Here is a 19085-nt window from a genome sequence, read left to right as displayed (position 1 = left end):
CATAAGTGACCTGCATCATGGCCGCATGACTTCCCTCAGCCCCGCCCTGAAACAAGCCACTCCCGTGATTGTGGACCACGCCCTCGGGTGCTGGATCCACGGCACCGACGGCCGGGACTACCTGGACTTCACCACCGGCATCGGCGTGACCAGCACCGGGCACTGCCATCCGAAGGTGGTGGAAGCCGCCCGGGAACAGGTCGGGAAGATCATCCACGCCCAGTACACCACCGTTATGCACAAGCCGCTGCTGGAACTGACGGAAAAGCTCGGGGAGGTCCTTCCGGCAGGACTGGATTCAGTGTTCTACGCCAATTCCGGTTCCGAGGCGGTGGAAGCCGCCGTCCGGCTGGCCCGCATGGCCACGGGACGGCCCAACATTGTGGTGTTCCAGGGCGGGTTCCACGGCCGCACCGTCGCTGCTGCATCCCTGACGACGGCGGGCACCAAGTTCTCTGCCGGCTTCGCCCCGCTGATGGCCGGCGTGCACATGGCCGCCTTCCCCTACGCCTACCGCTATGGCTGGGATGAGGACACCGCCGTCGCATTCGCCCTGCAGGAAGTGGACTACCTGCTGCAGACCCGCACCGACCCGAAGGACACCGCCGCGTTCCTGATCGAACCGGCCCTTGGCGACGGCGGCTACCTGCCCACCCCGCCGGCCTTCCTGGAAGGACTGCGGGAACGTGCGGACAAGTACGGCATCCAGCTGATCATCGACGAAGTGCAGGCCGGCGTCGGCCGCATGGGCAAGTTCTGGGGCCACCAGTACTCCGCAGCCACCCCGGACATCCTCATCACCGCCAAGGGCATCGCCTCCGGCTTCCCGATCTCGGCGATCGCCGCGTCCACGGACACCATGTCCAAAGCCTGGCCCGGTTCCCAGGGCGGCACCTACGGCGGCAACGCCGTCTCCGCCGCCGCCGGCGTCGCGACCCTGGAAGTGGTGCAGGAAGAAAACCTGGTGGAAAACTCCCGGATCCGCGGCGAACAGCTCCAGGCCGGGCTGCTGGAGATCCAGGAACGGTTCCCGGTGATCGGCAACGTCCGCGGGCTGGGGCTGATGCAGGGCATCGAGTTCACCGCCGGGGACGGAACGCCCGACGCCGCCACGGCCGCGGCCGTGCAGCAGGCCACCACCGAGCAGGGACTGCTCACGCTGACCTGCGGACCGGCAGGCAACGTGGTCCGGCTGATTCCGGCGCTGGTGGTCTCGGCGGAGGAAATCGCCACCGGACTGGAACGCTTCGAAGCCGCGCTGGCCACCGTCGCGGGTGCTGTGCCCGCCGCGGCCGGAACAGCGGCTGCCACCACTTCGGCAACCACGGAGCGCCGATGACAAAAACCGGCCTGGCCGCCCCGTCTGCAGCTGCCGCCAGCACACCGGATGCCGGTGCGCTGCTGGATTTGCTGGCCGCGGCGGGAGTCGAGGCCGACGGGTCGTCGCGGCGGCTGGCGGAGTATTCCTTCGACGCCTCCAACTACCGGGTGCCGCCGCTGGCGGTGGTGTTCCCGCGGTCGGCGGAGGACGTCGTCGCCGTCCTGAAAGTGTGCCGGGAGACCGGGACGCCGCTGATCAGCCGCGGCGGCGGCACGTCCATGGCCGGCAACGCGGTTGGCCCCGGCGTGGTGCTGGACTTCTCCCGGCATCTGAACCGGATCGGCACCGTGGACGAGGACGCGCGGACCGTGGCCGTGGAACCCGGCGTCGTGCTTGCGGTCCTGACCCGCGAAGTCGAGCGCGCCACCGGCAACCGGTTCAGTTTTGCCCCAGATCCTTCCTCCAAGAACCGTGCCACCGTGGGCGGGGCGCTGGGCAATGACGCCTGCGGCAACCACTCGGTGCGCTACGGCCGCACCTCGGACCATGTGGCGGAGCTCGACGTCGTCACGGCCGACGGCGCGCAGCTCACCGCCACGGCCACGGGGATCCGGGCCACCCATGCGGGGGATGCGTTCTCCGAACAGCGTGCCGCCGCGCTGGCCGCGGGGTTGAAGGACCTGGCACATTCCAATCTGGCCGGGTTCCGGACCGAACTCGGACGGATCCAGCGGCAGGTTTCCGGCTATCACCTGGCCAACCTGCTGCCGGAACACGGCTTCAACGTCGCCCGGGCGCTCGTGGGGTCGGAGGGCACCTGCGCCGTGATCGTTGGCGCGCGGATGAAACTGGTGCCCAAACCGGCCAGCGCGCTGCTGGTCTGCCTCGGGTACGAGGACGTGGTGGAAGCCGCCCGTGACATCGGAACCATCCTCGAGTTTTCGCCGGCCGCCGTCGAGGGGATCGACGAAGCGATTGTTGACACCATGCGGTTCCGCCGCGGCGCGAACTCCGTGACCGGGCTGCCCGCTGGCAGGGCCTGGCTGTACGTTGACCTCGACGGTGACAACCCCGCCTCCGTGCAGGCCGACGCGGACCGGCTGCTGGCCCGGCTGCAGGAAAACGGCCGGCTGGTCGAAGGGCGTCCGGTGCCCGACGGCGTCGAACGGGCATCACTGTGGCGGGTGCGGGAGGATGGCGCCGGGCTGTCCTCGCGGCTGTCCACCGGAGGCGAGTCCTGGCCGGGATGGGAGGATTCCGCCGTCGCGCCGGAAAAACTGGCCGATTACCTGGCGGACTTCGGGGACCTGCTGGACCGTTTTGGTCTGCAGGGTGTGATGTACGGGCACTTCGGCGCCGGCTGTATGCACATCCGCATTACCTATGACCTGCGTACCGATGCCGGCCGGGCCGTGTTCCGGGAGTTCTCCCGGGAAGCCGCGGAGCTGGTGGTGCGGCACGGCGGGTCACTGTCCGGGGAGCACGGTGACGGCCGGGCACGGTCCGAGCTGCTGCCCCTGATGTATTCGCCGCGGATGCTGGCCGCCTTTGCTGCGTACCGGCAGCTCTGGGACCCGGACGGGATCCTGAACCCCGGATCGCTGACGGACCCTGATCCGATCGACGCGCATCTGGCACTGCAAGGCGTGCCCAGCCGGGAATGGCGGACCAGCTTTGATCTGCGGCCGCTGCACTCCGGTGGCGGATCGACTGCTGAAACCGACGATCCCGGTACATCGGCCGGAGCCGCGGTCGACCCCTTTGTCCACGCGGTGCAGAGCTGCATCGGGGTGGGCCGCTGCCGCACGGACACCGGCGGGGTGATGTGTCCAAGCTACCGGGCCACCCGGGATGAGAAGGACTCCACCCGGGGACGGGCTCGGGTGCTGCAGGAAATGGTCCGTGGTGCACGCACTGTGGAGGAGGGATGGAAGTCCGAGGAGGTCCGCGAAGTCCTGGATCTTTGCCTCTCCTGCAAGGCCTGCTCCACCGACTGTCCCACCGGTGTGGATATGGCCACCTACAAGTCGGAGTTCTTCGACCACTATTACCGGGGGAAGCTCCGGCCGCTGTCGCACTTTTCGCTGGGCTGGCTGCCGCGCTGGCTGAAGCTCACCGGCCGTGTGGCGCCGTTGGTCAACGCCGTGCTGGCGACGCCGCTCGGCAAGGTCGCTGCCCGGCTGGGCGGGCTGACCACCGAGCGGTCGCTGCCGCGGTTCGCGCCTGCCGGTGCGTGGCGAAGGGAAGTTGCTGCGGCTCCTTCGGCGGCGGGCACACCGGGCGCACCGGGAGGACCGAGCGGAACCGGGAATGAGGGGCGTGGCGCAGAGGCGAGCGGCGCGTCGGCAACCGGCGCACCCGGGCGGAAGGCCGGCGTCGTGCTTTTTGTGGACACCTTCACCCGGGGTTTCCGTCCCGAGGTCTCCGGTGCCGCTGCCCGCGTCCTGGAAGGGGCGGGGGAGCGGACGGAATGCTCGGCCGATGCGTGCTGCGGCCTGACCTGGATTTCCACCGGGCAGCTCGGTACGGCGAAGAAGATGCTGGCGAAAGCCGCCGCGGCGCTGGATGACGGGACCGAGCGGCCAATCGTCGTCGTCGAGCCCAGCTGCGCCGCTGCGCTGCGGAAGGATCTGCCCGAACTGGTGCATACCGACCAGGCTCGCCGGGTCGCCGCCCGGGTGCGCAGTTTCGCCGGGTACGTGGGCGAGCTCGCTGCCTCCGGCTGGACGCCGGTGCCGGCTGCTCCTCTGCCGGAGAAGGTGGTGCTGCAGACGCACTGCCACGAGTACGCCGTCTTCGGTTCCGGAACGCAGAAGACCGCGCTCGCCGCCGTCGGAATTCCGGAGGTGGTGGACGCTACCGGATGCTGCGGCGTGGCCGGGAACTTCGGGTTCGAGAAAGACCACTACGAGGTCAGCATGCAGGTGGCCGAGCAGGCCCTGGCACCCGCGCTGCGCGGTACAGACGCCGGAACCGTGGTCCTCACCGACGGTTTCTCCTGCGCCATGCAGGTTCAGCAGCTCGACGCCGCCCGGCCCGGCACCCACCTGGCCCAGATCCTTGACCCCGGCACCGGATCCGCCCCGGATGCCACAACCAGCTTCCCGACCCCTCAAGCAAAGGACTCCGACGAATGACAACGCAAACCAGCACCACCTCCCAGGCTGCCCGGGACGCCGTCGCCAGGGTCAGCACGGGCCTGTTCATTGACGGTCAGTGGAGCGATGCCGCGTCCGGTGCGCGGTTCAACGTCGTGAATCCCGCTACCGAACAGATTATCGCGACGGTGGCCGACGGCGGTCCGGAGGACGCGCAGCGCGCGATCGAAACCGCCGGGCGGGTGCAGAAGGAATGGGCCGCGACGGCACCGCGGGAGCGCAGTGAGATCCTGCGCCGCGCCTATGACCTGATTATGGCGCGGCAGGATGAGCTGGCACTGATCATGACTACCGAGATGGGCAAACCTCTGGCCGAGGCCAAGGGCGAGGTCGCATACGCTGCCGAGTTCTTCCGCTGGTTCTCCGAGGAAGCCGTGCGCATCGGCGGGGACTTCTCCTCCACAGGCGACGGGAAGACCCGGATCCTGGTGTCCAAGGAACCCGTGGGGCCGTGTGTGCTGGTGACGCCGTGGAATTTTCCGTTGGCTATGGGCACCCGCAAGATCGGCCCGGCCATCGCCGCGGGGTGCACCATGGTGTTCAAGCCGGCCAACCTGACGCCGCTGTCCTCACTGGCGCTGGTGGACATCCTGGTGGAAGCCGGGCTGCCCGCCGGGGTGCTCAACGTGGTGTGCACGTCGAAGGCGTCCTCGGTGGTGTCGCCGTGGATGTCCAGCGGCATCGCCCGGAAGGTGAGCTTCACCGGCTCCACCGCCGTGGGCGTGCGGCTGCTCGAGCAGGCCGCCGAGCACGTGATGCGCTCCTCGATGGAACTGGGCGGGAACGCCCCGTTCATTGTGTTCGAGGACGCGGACCTGGACCGTGCCGTGGATGGTGCCGTGGCCGCGAAGATGCGGAACATGGGGGAGGCCTGCACCGCCGCCAACCGGCTGTTTGTGCAGCGCTCCGTCGCGGATGAATTTGCGCGCCGGCTCGCCGCCCGCCTGGGCTCACTGTCGGTGGGCGACGGCGCGGAGCCGGGCACCGACGTCGGGCCCCTGGTGGAAGAGAAAGCACTGGCGAAGGTGCAGGAACTGGTGGACGACGCCGTCGCCAAGGGCGCGGAGGTGGTCTGCGGCGGTTCGCGGCCGGAACGGCCCGGGTTCTTCTACTCGCCGACGGTCCTGTCCGGGGTGAGCCCGGAGTCGGACCTGATGAATGAGGAGATTTTCGGTCCGGTGGCGCCCGTCATCCCGTTCGATACCGAGGAAGAGGTCACCCGACTGGCGAACGACACGCCGTGGGGCCTGGTCGGCTACCTGTTCACGCAGGACGTGGACCGCGGCTTCCGGATGGGCGAGGCACTGGAGGTGGGTATGGTCGGGCTGAACACCGGCATTGTCTCCAACCCGGCAGCACCGTTCGGCGGGGTCAAGGCCTCCGGCCTGGGCCGCGAAGGCGGACGCGTGGGGATCGAAGAGTTCCTGGAAACGAAGTACCTGGCGATGCCCAGGACCTAGGTAGTTGGCCCGGCAGGGGACCGGGCAGCAGAGCAGCACACGGCACCACCGCAGCAGCCAATCACTCGTATGAAGGATGGACCGATGTCAGCTAACTCCCAGCCCCGAAATGCACCCGCCCCGGTTCCCGGCGCCGAACCCGAAGGCAGGGAAGCGAAAAAGACCCTGCACCGGTCCATCCTCGGCTCAGCCCTGGGCAACGCCGTCGAGTGGTTCGACTACGGGGTCTACGGCTACCTGACCATTTACATGGCTGTGAACTTCTTTGGGTCGGAAGACGGCGACGGCGGCCTGGGCGTCACGCTCACGCTCGCCACCCTGGCGCTGTCCTTCCTGGTGCGTCCGCTGGGCGGTCTGATCCTGGGCCCGCTGGGGGACAAGGTGGGCCGGCAGAAGGTCATGGTGCTCACCGTGACGCTGATGACCCTGGCCACCGGCTGCATCGGGCTGCTGCCCACGTTTGAAACGGCGGGCCTGCTGGCTCCGGTGCTGCTGCTGATCTGCCGGCTGGTGCAGGGGTTCTCTGCCGGCGGTGAGTACGGCGGTGCTGCCGTGTACATGGCGGAGTCCGCTCCGGATAAGCGCCGTGGTTTCTTCGGGTCGTTCCTGGAATTCGGCACCACGGTGGGCTTTATCCTCGCCGCGATTGTCTGCACCACCACCATCACCCTCGTCGGCGACGAGGGGATGCTGGAGGGCTGGTGGCGACTGCCGTTCCTGCTGACCATTCCGCTGGGCCTGACCGCACTGTGGATCCGGACCCGGCTGGTGGAGGCCCCGGTGTTTGCGGAGGCCTCGGCACACCGGGAGACCCTGAAGTCCCCGCTGCGGCAGGTACTGGCGCAGAACTGGCGGCAGCTACTGGTCCTGGCCGGTTTTGTGGTGCTGCTGAACGTGGCGTTCTACCTGATCCTTGGATACATGCCCACCTACATGAGCGGCCAGCTGGGGCACAGCACCGCGCAGGGCAACTGGATGCTGGTGGCCGTCATGGCATTGATGCTGCTGGCGATTCCCCCGGTGGGTGCGCTCTCTGATCGGATAGGCCGCAAACCGCTGCTGCTGACCGCGGCTGTTGGCTACATTGTGCTGTCGGTTCCGGCGATCATGCTCCTGGGTGTGGAGAGCCTGATCCTGCAGTTCCTCGGCCTGGCTGTGCTGGGCTTCCTGCTGGTGATTCTGGTGTCATCGGTGTCCTCCACGCTGCCGGCGCTGTTCCCGACTGCGGTCCGCTACACGGGCTTTGCGCTCGCCTACAACTTCTCCACGGCGTTCTTTGCCGGCCCCTCCCAGACCATTGCGAACCAGCTGATCGAGACGACCGGCAACCAACTGGTACCGGGCTGGTACATGGCGATTGCCGGTGTGATCGGTCTGGTGAGCATCCTGTGCATGCGGGAGACCGCGCAGGCGACGCTGCGCGGCGAAGTGATTCCCGGCGCTCCGGATTCGGTGGGCTGGCCGAAGAAGGTTTATCTGGAGGAGAACCGGGTGGATGCTGAGGAGCGGCGGCGGGTGGGGGTTTAAGGGATCACCGCGCTCTTGAACACGCACGGCACACGCCACTCTGCGCTCTTCCTACAACCGCGGGACGCCGATCATCCTGGCCGCACTGCGTGCTCGCGTACTCGTTCCTGCTGAACCTCGGCACATCTACGCCATGGGCGGGAACCTGCACGCGGCCGTGATATCCGGGGTGAAGGCCCGCTGGGTAAACTTTATGGTGTTCGCGAACATGGGGTTCCTTGCAGGGCTTGCCGCCGTGGTGAGCACGGCGCGTGCCGGCGGGTAGCTACCCGTTCCAGCCGCGTCAGTTTGTGGGCATGTGCCGCAGGTACATCAGCGCATATGTCCGCGCCGCAGCAACCAGTTCGGTCACCCTCACGGACTCGTTGATTTGATGGGCCCGGTCGTTTAGGCCCCGGGTCCCAGGACGATCACCGGAACGCCGAAGTCCCGGGCGACGAATCCGCCGTCGCGCGCTGCAGACCACCCCGTGACTCCACTGTCCACACTAACGTCTGCCAGCGCCGACACGGCATTGGCCACCAGGGGACGGTCGGGCGACGTACGGACTCCGGGCATCTCCATGGTTGCACGCCGTCACGGTGATCCCGTCCCCGTCGAGGCCCGCGACGCGGATCCCGGTCAAAAGCGCGGCGAGAATCGCCTGCGGATCCTCGCCGACCAGACCGGCTCAGGATCACGCAGCGTCATCGCTATGAACATCAACGGCATGGGACCAGTGCTGCTCGTGCTCGGACTGATCGGTGCCTTCACCTTGCTTACAGTGCACGGGGCGGGGTGCCGAGGGAATCTAGGCGCGTCGCGTTTCAGCGTGATGTCCGGCCGCTTTGCCCGCGGCGGTTGCACAGGGGCTCGCTTTGCCAGGCAGCAGAGGTCGGCCTCCTCCCTGGGAATGATCCAATGGAGTTCGGCCGGACCTGCCCGCGCGCAATGCGGTAGTCCGCGGACCGCACCGGCATGCTCCGTCCGCCGCGATCGTAGAGAGGTCAGGTGCGTAACACAATCCGATGCCCCGGGTGCGCTTGATAGCGTTTCACATGTCCGCATAAATGCAGGTAGGAGCATTGGTGACACCCCGAACCAGTTCGAACCGTTGGTCCCGTCCCGCTACCGGCAAGCAGATCGCAGCACTCAAGGCGCATGGAAGCTACGACGGTAAGTACTACTCGATGGGCAGAGCGTCTAGCGTTATCGGAGGAGCGGGCAAGAGCTCATCGTCCCGCGGACGCACAGAAGGACGCGGCCTGTCGAGTCGGGCGCCTCTCTTTACCTCTTCGCCCCCAGGTGTGGTCCCTCTCTCTGCAATGCTTGGCCGGGGGGACAGCCTCAAAAGGCTATTCGAACCGGCACTGGGTCTTGCCGTACAAAGTGCGCTTGCGGAGTCCGCGTCTGGCCCGATGACCATATTGGCGCAGCTTCTGAACGTTCCAGACGACATCGACTCCTTGGTTCAAGCGGCATTTGGTGCGGCTGGCGCAGATGGGCAGGCAGAGGCTTCAAGGAATGAGCCCATCGCTTCGGTCCTGTACACGATCCATTCGAATGACTTGGACCCAGGTGGTCCGCAGATTATGGTCGAGGCGGAAGTGGTCCATGATGCAAAGTTCGAGGGCTCGCCTTCCCTTCAAATTCGTTTGGCGCACAACGAATCTCAGTCCGGTTCCGTTGCTAGCGGACCTTCCGGCCGGCCACCCACTACTGGAGGACGTTCTTTACTAGGCTACCGACCAGCATGGACGCCGGCGCTTGTCCGTGAACCCGCCGCACTTGCCGAGCAAATGAGGGTCCGGTGGTTCGATGCTCTGGCAGAGCTCAAAGACGGTGTCGATCCTCGGATGGCAACGTTCCTCGCTCTGTTCCAAGGAATGGACTCAGCGCTGGCGGTACTTACCTCGGCCCATTCACCCGCGTCGAAGTTTGTTGTCCTTCAGGGTCTATTGGATCCCGATGGTCTGATCCAGTACAAGGGACTCGGCCTCGACGCGGCTACCTTCGTGGATCAGATTCGTGCGGCAGATGGGGGCGATGAAGAGGCCCTGAGCTGGCTCGAAGACATCCAGCGGGAACAAGTCCTGACGTCACTCGCGGAGGTAACGGGAACTAATGCCGCAGCTGAAGCCGATTTTCATTTGACGCGATGGTCGCTGCAAGGGGCCGCGCTCATTAAAGCGGTGACGACGAAAACGAAGAATGCCGAGTTCGAGTTTTCCGAGATCCGATCGATCCTCAGAATGCAAGCGGATCTATCGCGCCGGGTGGAGCAGCGTCGAGCGAGGATCGCTGAAATGAAGGCGTCGAATCCTGAGTCAGCCGAGAGGCTCAATTCGATGCTCGGCTACGAGAGCCGCAGGCCTTCGCCAGGAACGGACCCGGAGTATGGGATTCTCGAAGACTACTTTTTCGAAGAGACGAGGATCTACCTCCAAGCGCGATTCCGTCAGTCACTGCCGGGGCAGTTTGCCGCTGCCCTTATCGCCAGTTCCAACGCAGGAGCTAGCGACGTCGCATTCGCCGCGGCGGTTCGCGCGATGGCCGCTGCGTCATCGACCGATCCTAAAGACTATTCGGCGGATGGGATATCCACTCCATCCCCCTGGCATGACGCGTTAGCCAAGAGCCTCGGTATCTCTCAACGCAGGTACAGGAGTGGTGACCGCATTGAGCGGATTCTGCAGGCCGTTAAGGGCGTCACTCAAGCGGTCAAGGCGGCGGGGGATGACGACTTGGGGACGCTTGTCGTAGCCCACGAAGTGCTTTGCTACGCCCAGTGGAAGCGTGACGAGTTTCGAGCGAGCAAGCAGGCAGAGAAGGTGGAGCAGCACAAGGCTGACGCAATCGAGCGCTCCCGCAAGGCGAAGCAGCGTGCCGAGGCCTCGCGCCTGAGAGATGAACAAGCGCAAGAGGTCCGGAGTGCGGTGTGGGATGTGGACGATGCCGTTCGGCGGTACGCCCAGACACTCGAGCACACAATTCGCTCAATCCGCGTCGAGAACCCTTTTCCAGAATCACACCTAGCGGCTGCCAAAGATCGGCTGGAAAAAGCGCTTGCGAAGAAGGCAGCGGCGGATGGGTGGCTGGCAGCAGCTGATGAGCGCGCGCTGTGGGCCGTAGCAGAGGTAAAGGTAGCGGCGACTTCGAGTGTGGAAGAGCTCTTGCTTGCCGAACGTGATGAAGCGGTTGCTGAGCAGTCCGAGGCTAAGTCGGAACAACAGGCCGCCCAGCGCGAACGAGACGCTGCAGAGAGAGATGTCACGGACCTCGCCGCTGCACGATACAAGTTCGACAAACTGATTCAGCCCGTACTCGCAGAAAACGAACGCCGTTTGGAAGCCGAGACACGCCACAAACAGGAGCAGGAGGAGAAGCGCCGGCAAGCAGAAGAGCTGCGCAAGAAGCAGGAGGCTGCTGTCAGACGGCAGGAGGAACTGAACCAACGGCAACAAGAACGTGCGAGTGTGGCCAAGCACGCACTCGGCATGGAAATCGACCGCCTCATTGCCCTCCCTACCTCCGCATCCATCTGGCGGAGAAAGAGGCTGGCAGCAACGCGTGTGTCCTTGGAACAGGCGATCTTGAAGCTTCAAGCCGAGATCACTGCACCGAATATTCCTCCTCGCACGCATTGGAAGACATGGCCGAGTATGCTCTCCGCCAATGACCGGTACTTGGGGACCGTCAAGAAAATCATGGACTATGGCGCCTTCGTGTCCCTTCCCGCTGGCGTGGACGGCTTGATACGCTTCACCGGCGCGGGCGCTTCCCTGCATCGCGGACAAATGATCATCGTGGAAATAGTGGCTATGCCTTCTGGAAAACCATTTGTTCTCAGGCAGGTGGCGCCAAGAGCCTAGGCCGGGCCGCCACTCCAACTCGGACGCCATTGCCGAAGGGCCCGGTAGCGCTGGTGCTACCTTATCCCTAGGCTTATCCGTAAAGCTTTGCACCCTTCAACTCCCGTATGGCGCTCTGTGCGGGTCCGTCCCAGACGTTCGCGAATCGCTTGATTGAGGCTACTGGCAACCAGCTGATGCCCTGTTTGTGTCCTTGCTGGTAAAGCCACTGCGGGATGAAGCGAACACACCAAACGTAGGCACGGAGTCCTCTCCTCGAAGGCGGACGCAGGGTTTTGGCCACGTGATGCGGCTTATCCCCCGTCTGAGGGGGTGGTGGCCAAGCGCCATCGCAGACGTTCGGGGTCAGAGCATGCTCGGCCGTGTCGGAGTCCGTAGAGCACTGCAGCTGACGCTGCTTCCGCGCCGTAGCGCTGGCTGTACCAGTTGGGGCAATCCTGGTCAGGTGCACTCCACCCGGCGTTGCGGAGGGCGTCTTCGTCAAGCGGCCAGACTGAGCCCGGCAAAAACTCCTCCGAGACGATTTCGCACCAGTAGTAGTCATCTTCCCGGGCGACCTGAGCATAGGGGGAGAGACCGTTGGCGGTTTCCACGTGGTACTCGACGGAGGTGAAGTCGCCATCCTTCAGCCATCGAATGTCCTCAACCAGACGCTCGTGGGCAACGTCCCAGATCTTTTCGGCCGATGCAGGAACGCGGCGGGGCCAATAGTTGATGGTGCTCTGGTCTCCCGCCTGCTTTTTGGGAGTGCGGTGCCCATAGGGGCCGATGACGCCCTCATAGAGCGTTCCTTCGAAGACCGGTTTGACCTGGAAACCGCGACGTCCGTGTTCGTTCGTCTCCCACGTCCCCGGCACAATTTCAAACAATGCACGGGTCACACCACGGTGTACAGCAACGACATGCTGGATGTTTTCCTTCTCAACTCGATCCTGATTGAGCTTCCACCAGCAGCGCACGGAGTCCGCCAGCTGATCGATCTCCATTTTCAGCGTCTCGGGGTTGAACCAGGATGCCTTGAAACCGTACCCGGAGCGGATCGTTCCCCCTGGTGTTTGCAGCGGTTCATCGTGCCAATTTTTGAGAGTGATCAGAAGCAGCGGTTCGTCTTCAGACTCCAGTACAGGCGCGGCGAACTCGGCGACGAGACTGTCCAAGGTCCTAATTCCGTGCTCTCGGCTGGCTTCGCGGCGGGCGTTCGTTAACTGTGAGCTCGTCTCCAAGGGGTAGGCAGGTTGAACGGGTGCGAGCTGGAATGACATTAGAAGATCGATCGCTACCGCTTCGGCAGCTGTGTACTCGCTGGCGGACATTCCGTAACGCAGGATCCAGATCTGCGGCTCCAGTCCGGCCGCACGGATGTCGAGTATGCGGTCGATCTTGCGCGAATGCTCTCCGGAGGGCTCATCCTCCGGAGAGGTCAGCGCCTCAGCGGCGAGACCGTGCGACAGTAGCCTGACCTTGGTTCCCTTGCCGACATAAAACGGCTGGTTACCCCGTGGATCAATCAGGATGTAGACGTAATACCCCAATAGGGATGCGACCTGCTCGATGATTCGCTGGTCATGTATGGGACGGTTATCCACGGGTCCTCCTTAGTACCTGAGCTCCATCTGCCCGGCAGAAGATCAGGACCAATGCATTGACCTTGTCTTGAGTAATGCGCTCCACCATTCGGGCGTAGCTTCCGAGCTGGCGCCAGTAAGCCGCCAGCTGTTCCTGGCCAACGCTGATGTCGGTCTTGAAGTCCGCAATGACCAGGGTGCCGTCGTCCTCTCGGTACATGAGGTCGATGATTCCCTCCACGGTGCGGTCACCTTCCGAGACCACAACCGGCAGCTCCAGCCAGTGCTCACGCTCAGCGGCCCGACGGACGGGTTCCGACTCCAGAGCGGAGCGTGCGGAAGCCTCCAAATCCTGCACGATTCGCAGACCCGCAGCAGCGGCGACGCCGGCAGCGAGCTCCGGAAGCGATGGAGTCAGCTCCAGATCCGTCAGCTCGAGAAGCCGGTGCAAGGCGGTACCGAAGGCCGGTCCATGTTCTGCTGGAGCGCCTGCGAACCCTGGCAGATCCTCAGCTGATTCCTCCGGGACGACGAATGACACCGAGGTGCCGTATTCCGCGGACACGTCCTTGCCCTTGGCGAGGGCAGTCACGGAAGTCCGGGATTCCAAGGAAGACTGCTTCATCCAGCCCTCCCGTTCTGCCGCCCAGTCAGGGTACGGAGGCACGTGCGCAGGGGGCATCGGTTCCTTGGACAGCGGAACCAGTTCAGCCGGGAGCACCAGATCGGGAGCCAGTTCCTCGTCGTCGTTCACTGACGCCAGCAGACCACTGAGGCTGCTTTCTGATCCGCTGTAGTGTGAGACCACAAGGTGGCTTTCGGCCCGGGTGCAGGCGACGTAAAGCAAGCGGCGTCGTTCCGCGTCTGCAAATTCTTTCTCCGCCTCGGAGGCCTCGGCATAACCGGGGCTTTCGATGTCTGAGACAAAGTGCACCAGTGCCCTGCCGCTGCTGTCCCAGAGGGCCAAAGCCTTCGAGGAGCGGGGCGCGGAACCTGCACCGGCCAGAATGACCATCGGAAACTCCAGCCCCTTGGAGGCATGGATGGTCATGATTCGAACGGCGGCGAGATCGGTTTCGGGCACCATTGACTCTTTAACCCGGGCGTTCTCCTCCTGCTGAGACGCAGCCCACGCCAGATAGTCACGCAGTCCGCCGTGAGTAGCTTCGGTCCAGGCGCGTGCCTGATCAGAGACGAAACGGATCCGGCGCCAGACATCGCGGTAGCGCGGGGTGTCTGTCGCTGCCTCCAGCACGCGCCGGTCAGCGGCGACGCGTTCCAGCAGCTCCGCGGGGGAGAGAACCGGCAGCTCCCGGTGCAGTGCAGCGAGATAGGCCATTGCCGAACCCACTGCTGAGGTCTCCTGCCCGTCGGGGGCCGGCGCATAAAGGTTCCAGGAACCGCCGGCTTGTTTCCATCGGAATAGGTCGTCGTCTCCGCAGGCAAAGGGCGCAGAACGCAGGGTGAGTACCAGCGCCGCCTGGTCAGCGGTGTTGGCCAGGGCACGCAGTGCCAGGAGCAAATCGGTGACTTCCTGAGTGGCATACACCAGTGAGGAGGCCTCCGCGCGGTACTCGATGCCCGCCGCGTCCAGTGCATCTTCGATGTAGGGCAGGGCAGTTCTGGTGGGCAGGAGGATACAGATGTCTTTGAGCTCCAGAGCACGACGGCGGAAACCATCGGACTGGCCGCCTTCATGCTGCCACGCGGAACCACCGGCGCTGCCGGTGGCAAGCAGGATGGCTGAAGCCACATCGGCAGCTTCCTGCCGGCTGCGGTCGGCGGCCGTGACCTTACAGTCGCCGTTTGGGAGAGCACCGCTGCGGCCAATGACGGCGACGGTTGGGCCCGCACCGTCAGCTGTCCAGATCGGCCGGCTAGGTGCCGGATTCAGCGGCGCATAGGGTGGCTGGACCGTTCCGTTGGCATGGATAAGTGTCCCGAACACGGTGTTGATCCAGTCGAGCAGCCCGGTGGTTGACCGGAAATTGGTCTGCAGACTGGCGATCTGCGATCCAGCATCGAGCTCTGCCCGTCCGCGGGCGGCCAGGAAAGTGGCGATGTCAGCGCGCCGGAACCGGTAGATGGATTGCTTGGGGTCTCCGACGGTAAAGAGCCGTCCGGCCGGAACCGGCAGCTTCTCCCATCCATCAGGCCCGCAGCCTGCGGAGGCGGCCAACCGGACAGCAATCTCGGCCTGAACCGGGTCGGTATCCTGGAATTCGTCGAGCATTAGATGGGTGTACCGCTGCTGCAGAGGACGCCGCGCGGGTGCCTGCTCGTCACTTTCGCCGACCAAAAGGTCACGAGCGTGAACCAGCAGGTCGTGATACTCCAGTTCACCACTGCGCTGGCGGGTGCGGGCAGCGTCCAGCAGGACCAGAGCCATGATGGAGCTGATTGTCTCCACCGCGGGAGCCACCAGCGTTGCAACGAGCTCGTCGCGCATTTCTACGAGGTCCTTGAACTGTTGCCGGACGGATTCAACATCGACGGCCCAGTTCTTCTTGGCACCCTTTCTTGCGTAGCCCGTGGGCGGAAGGGCTTCCAGGACATCGATGGTGCGGCCGAGGTCTCCGGAGCCGCCGACTTCCTGCAGCCTGCTGCGCCAGTCTTCAACCACCGGGAAGCGGGCCATCAGTGCATCCGCCGGATCAGTGCAGAGTGATTTGTTCTCCAGAACCAATTCCGCAGCGCGCAGCAGTGGACCGACATCGAGCCTGGGTACGGTCTGCCCGACAGGCGGGTGGTCCCGGAGCCGGTCCCAGTTGGAGTCCAGTTCCTTGGCTACGCTGCGCAGCTGATCCAGGGTGATGCCGAGGGCCAGCAGGACCCGCAATGCGCCGTCGGCGGCGGGATCGGTGAACACTGCCTGCTGAGCTGTCTCCCATCGGCGTTCAAAGGCGAGCTGGCCGCGGAGCTCATCGACCACGGTGATCAGCGGCGGCACACCGGCTTCGATCGGGTACTCGCTGATGAGCCGAGCCGCGAAGGAATGAATGGTTCCGATGGGAGCTGCATCCAAGCGGTCCAGGGCCGTGCTGAAAAGGCTGTGGGAACCACCGTCCGCCGAGATGCGCAGCTCCAGCGTTTTGCGCAGCCGTTCCCGGAGCTCTCCGGCGGCCTTTTCGGTGAAGGTAATTGCGGCAATGCTGCCGATGCCCACTCCGCTTTCCACCAGAGCGGCGATGCGTTCAACCATGGCGTGCGTTTTGCCGCTGCCGGCACCTGCCTCTACGAATACCGTGGTATCCAGTTCGGTGGCGATGAGGGTGCGGTGATCCTGATCCTTCAGGGGAATGTGGACGGCGGTGTTCATTTTTCCTCCTGAAAGAACCGTGAATAGTCGCTGAGCGCTGGGTCGGATTTGAGCTGTTCCCAGATATGCCGCACCCCGGCGGCGCCCATCAGCGTGGTGTGGTTGGTATACCGGTCCGATTCAGGGCGTGGCGGGAAGATGCCGGCGCGCATCGCATTCATGATGAGCCCGACGTCCTCACGCAGTGTGGCAACGACGTCGGGACCCACCGCGTAGCCTACGGTCGGTTTCTTTGCGGCCGAGGAGAGGAACCGGTACTCGGCCAGGACTTCAACGCCGGTGTCCTGCTGGAAACGTCGAGCGAACAGTCCATAGACGGGCAGCTGAAATCGGGTGCCGCCAGCGGTCGGGTTGTCCGGACTGAGATCTTTGTACTTATCGGATTTGCCGCTCTTGTAGTCGATCACACGGACCCGGCCGTCGCTGTGCCGGTCGACCCTGTCCACCTTGCCCCGGAACAGCACCGTAGACCCATCGGAGAGCTTCAACTCCACCGGGGGGTCACCCGCGGAGCCGCCAAACTCGGCTTCCACGGCCACGTGTTGCCAGCCGTTGCCCCGCTCGCGGTCGTCGGTCACATGGGACTTCAGAAGATCGGCCCGGATCCGTGACTGGTCACGCTCCCACGTGTGTTTCAGCCACGCAGGGTTGGCGGTGGCAGCGAAAGCATCCTCGGCGAGTTTCAGCAGGCGTTCGGAAGAGACCGGGTGGGTGCCGAGAGCCAGCCCGCGGACATAATCCTCCAGCACCTGGTGCATCAGGTTGCCGCGCTGCATCTTGCTGATCTGGACTTCCAGCGTTACGTCTTCAAAGAGTTCCGCCCGGAGCACGCGGCGCAGGAGGTAGGTGAGCGGACTGATGACCCAGTCTTCAAGGTGGGTGGGGGAGATCGGCTTCTGCGGATCGACGACCTGACCGGCTACCCCGGAGAGATCGCCGTTGAACCGGGAGAACGTTCCGTCGCGGCGATGTGACCGGGCTTCAAGTGAAGACTTCAGGACGGCGTCGTCGACGGCGTCGTTGGCAAGCAGGGTGCGCACCCTCCATTCCTGGGCGGTGGCGGGTCTGCCGGTGGGAGCTCCCTGCGTCAGCCCATGCGCAAAGGACGGCAGATGACTGGGCTCCGCGCCGTCGAGCCAGCGGGAAGGGGAGTAGGTGCCTCCGGAGCGCAGGCTTCCGCGCGGAAACAGGATGGTCCGTTCCGTGCCGGTCGCGAGCAGCCGCCGGAATTGCTCTTTTAGAGCAGCCGTACGTTCATGGATGGTCGGGAGCGGGGCTTCGAGAAGCTCGCCGATGGAATCGGGCAGCAGGGGGTTCTCCCGGATGCGTGCCGGTGCCAGTCCGTCGGCGGCACCCAGGATGAAGCTGACATCGAGATCCCTTCCGACGCCGTCGTCGTAGGAGCCCAGAACCACACCCGTACCGCTGGAGCCATGCCAGAAATGGTGCGAGGAGATGCCCCGCTCCATGGTGGACCGAACCGCGGCCGGGGTGGGGGCCGGCGCAATACCCTGCAGCAGCTCGAGCTCCCGGATGACCTGCAGAAGGTCCTCGCCTGCCTTGGCTACCTCCGGACGCTCTGCCTGGGACCGCGGAGCGAAGAATTCGGCAACGAATCTGGTCAGAGCGTCTGCTGCGTCAGCCCATCCTGCGGCTGAGAATACCTCGGTCAGACGTTCACCGAGGACGGCCGCAAACTCCATAAAGCTGGCGTAATCCTGCTGCCGCTGCACTTCGTAACCGGACAATTCGGAGTCGTCGTCATTTTCTTCTGCTTCGGCCGGGGGATGAGCATGCAGGCGTTCACAGGCTGCGCTGCTGGGCAGGGAACCGTTCTGCCAGTGGAGGCTCCCTTGTGCCATGACATCCAGGATTATGCGCAGGTCCGGAGCCGCAGGATCGAGGCTCAGTAGCCTGGTGACCCCGCGCCCGAGGGAGGTGTCGGCCAGGCCGTGAGAACCCGTACCGACGAATTCGATTCCGGCTTCATGCAGGCGCTGGGCCAGCAGGGCTCGATAGGGATCCGCTGCCGAGTAGAAAACCCCGATGCGGTGTCCAGGGACTCCTGCGGCAAGCTTGTCGGCGACCAGACGGACGACGGCGCGGGCCTCGTCATCGGCGTCGGAAGCGCTGAGGACCATCTGGCCGGGAAGTGGAGGTGCTGCAGCGGTGAACTGGATCAGCCCGGCATGCTGCACCAGTGACGTCCGAAAGGCCGCGGCAGACGGATCTCGGTCCGCAGCGGGCTGGACGGCCAAGACGGTTCCCAGCCGCTTCAGGATTTGGGGGCTGTCCAGGGCAGCTGCTGCGGCTGTGAAGAGATCGTGGTCGGTATACCAGCGGGAGGTTAGTGCTGCAGCAGCCTTCCGATGGATTCGGGCAACCTCCGCTACCAGCGGCGGCAACCGGTCGATGTCTGCTGGACAAACGGAATCAAGGACTGCTGAGGTCTCGGCCCCCGCGCGCCCCGGGGGCGCGCGGGGGCAGGCTGGCCGGCAACCTCGGAAAACAAACCGGGTGCTTCAGTCAGGACGGCTGTGATGGCGCCTTCACGGACTACTCCAGGAAGAGGCACACGGCGGGCTAGCTGTCCGCGGGCAGCGGCGATTTCGTCGGCGAGGTCACGAAATGTAAGGACACGAACGCCGGCACTTCCGCGCCCGCCGTTGCTGACCCGTCCAAGGTAGTGGGCCACATCCAGGGCGGCGGAATGGGAGGGGGCGATGACCGTGACGGGCTGGAGCGGTCCGCTCTCTTGGGCGGCAGCAACGGTGTCGGCCAGCTCCTTCAGCAGATCGGCCATGCGGCCAAAGCTCCGGGTGCCCGGACGCACATCCGGATCTGTAGCAGTACTCAACAAACTCCCCCTTGTTATTAAGTGACT

The 19085-nt window shown here is 64.7% G+C and carries 11 protein-coding genes; 6 read left to right on the top strand and 5 right to left on the bottom strand.

Annotated features, from left to right (window positions below; genetic code table 11):
• Nucleotides 1-25 precede the first annotated feature (25 nt).
• The 5 genes from TVC13_RS03065 to TVC13_RS03045 all read left to right on the top strand — a co-directional run bounded on the left by TVC13_RS03065 (nt 26) and on the right by TVC13_RS03045 (nt 7731).
• On the top strand, nt 26-1339 hold the full coding sequence (locus tag TVC13_RS03065) for an aspartate aminotransferase family protein (RefSeq protein WP_422399768.1): 1314 nt from the start codon (nt 26-28) through the stop codon (nt 1337-1339).
• Nucleotides 1336-4458, top strand: a complete 3123-nt coding sequence (locus TVC13_RS03060) for an FAD-binding and (Fe-S)-binding domain-containing protein (RefSeq protein WP_422399767.1) — start codon at nt 1336-1338, stop codon at nt 4456-4458. The genes TVC13_RS03065 and TVC13_RS03060 overlap by 4 nt, the downstream gene beginning before the upstream one ends.
• Nucleotides 4455-5939, top strand: coding sequence for an NAD-dependent succinate-semialdehyde dehydrogenase (locus TVC13_RS03055; protein ID WP_422399766.1), 1485 nt, complete (start codon nt 4455-4457; stop codon nt 5937-5939). The genes TVC13_RS03060 and TVC13_RS03055 overlap by 4 nt, the downstream gene beginning before the upstream one ends.
• 84 nt (nt 5940-6023) lie before the next feature.
• Nucleotides 6024-7466, top strand: coding sequence for an MFS transporter (locus tag TVC13_RS03050; RefSeq protein WP_422399765.1), 1443 nt, complete (start codon nt 6024-6026; stop codon nt 7464-7466).
• A gap of 133 nt (nt 7467-7599) precedes the next feature.
• Nucleotides 7600-7731, top strand: a complete 132-nt coding sequence (locus tag TVC13_RS03045; RefSeq protein ID WP_422399764.1) for a hypothetical protein — start codon at nt 7600-7602, stop codon at nt 7729-7731.
• Between the two features lie 122 nt (nt 7732-7853).
• Here TVC13_RS03045 and TVC13_RS03040 read toward each other — a convergent pair whose 3' ends face one another.
• Nucleotides 7854-8030: a hypothetical protein gene (locus TVC13_RS03040; RefSeq protein ID WP_422399763.1), complete on the bottom strand. Its 177-nt coding sequence runs from the start codon at nt 8028-8030 to the stop codon at nt 7854-7856.
• Nucleotides 8031-8863: 833 nt separating this feature from the next.
• On the opposite strand from TVC13_RS03040, the gene TVC13_RS03035 reads away from it, so the two are divergent.
• The gene (locus tag TVC13_RS03035; protein WP_422399762.1) at nt 8864-11317 is read left to right on the top strand and encodes a hypothetical protein; all 2454 of its coding nucleotides are present in this window, start codon (nt 8864-8866) and stop codon (nt 11315-11317) included.
• A gap of 293 nt (nt 11318-11610) precedes the next feature.
• Here TVC13_RS03035 and TVC13_RS03030 read toward each other — a convergent pair whose 3' ends face one another.
• Genes TVC13_RS03030 through TVC13_RS03015 form a run of 4 tightly spaced genes read right to left on the bottom strand, consistent with a single transcriptional unit; the run spans nt 11611 to nt 19058 of the window.
• A complete protein-coding gene (locus TVC13_RS03030) occupies nt 11611-12903 on the bottom strand; it encodes a GIY-YIG nuclease family protein (protein WP_055240030.1) in 1293 nt (430 codons plus the stop codon).
• Nucleotides 12896-16201: a UvrD-helicase domain-containing protein gene (locus tag TVC13_RS03025; protein ID WP_422399761.1), complete on the bottom strand. Its 3306-nt coding sequence runs from the start codon at nt 16199-16201 to the stop codon at nt 12896-12898. The genes TVC13_RS03030 and TVC13_RS03025 overlap by 8 nt, the downstream gene beginning before the upstream one ends.
• Nucleotides 16198-18606 carry a PD-(D/E)XK nuclease family protein gene (locus TVC13_RS03020; RefSeq protein ID WP_422399760.1) on the bottom strand — a complete coding sequence of 803 codons (2409 nt, stop codon included), beginning with the start codon at nt 18604-18606 and terminating at the stop codon, nt 16198-16200. The genes TVC13_RS03025 and TVC13_RS03020 overlap by 4 nt, the downstream gene beginning before the upstream one ends.
• Nucleotides 18591-19058: a hypothetical protein gene (locus TVC13_RS03015; protein ID WP_422399759.1), complete on the bottom strand. Its 468-nt coding sequence runs from the start codon at nt 19056-19058 to the stop codon at nt 18591-18593. The genes TVC13_RS03020 and TVC13_RS03015 overlap by 16 nt, the downstream gene beginning before the upstream one ends.
• Nucleotides 19059-19085 lie beyond the last annotated feature (27 nt).

This window comes from Arthrobacter sp. 3Tela_A (assembly GCF_049311025.1).
Classification (GTDB): domain Bacteria; phylum Actinomycetota; class Actinomycetes; order Actinomycetales; family Micrococcaceae; genus Arthrobacter_B.
Note: the sequence above shows the minus strand (reverse complement) of the source record. Positions and strands in the feature narration are given on the sequence as shown.

Bases quoted from the DNA above. Each gene is read 5' to 3' on its own strand.
- TVC13_RS03045 (WP_422399764.1), top strand. From the start codon at position 7,600: ATGGGCGGGAACCTGCACGCGGCCGTGATATCCGGGGTGAAGGCCCGC.
- TVC13_RS03060 (WP_422399767.1), top strand. From the start codon at position 1,336: ATGACAAAAACCGGCCTGGCCGCCCCGTCTGCAGCTGCCGCCAGCACA.
- TVC13_RS03050 (WP_422399765.1), top strand. From the start codon at position 6,024: ATGTCAGCTAACTCCCAGCCCCGAAATGCACCCGCCCCGGTTCCCGGC.
- TVC13_RS03040 (WP_422399763.1), bottom strand. From the start codon at position 8,030: ATGGAGATGCCCGGAGTCCGTACGTCGCCCGACCGTCCCCTGGTGGCC.
- TVC13_RS03035 (WP_422399762.1), top strand. From the start codon at position 8,864: ATGACCATATTGGCGCAGCTTCTGAACGTTCCAGACGACATCGACTCC.
- TVC13_RS03065 (WP_422399768.1), top strand. From the start codon at position 26: ATGACTTCCCTCAGCCCCGCCCTGAAACAAGCCACTCCCGTGATTGTG.
- TVC13_RS03025 (WP_422399761.1), bottom strand. From the start codon at position 16,201: ATGAACACCGCCGTCCACATTCCCCTGAAGGATCAGGATCACCGCACC.
- TVC13_RS03055 (WP_422399766.1), top strand. From the start codon at position 4,455: ATGACAACGCAAACCAGCACCACCTCCCAGGCTGCCCGGGACGCCGTC.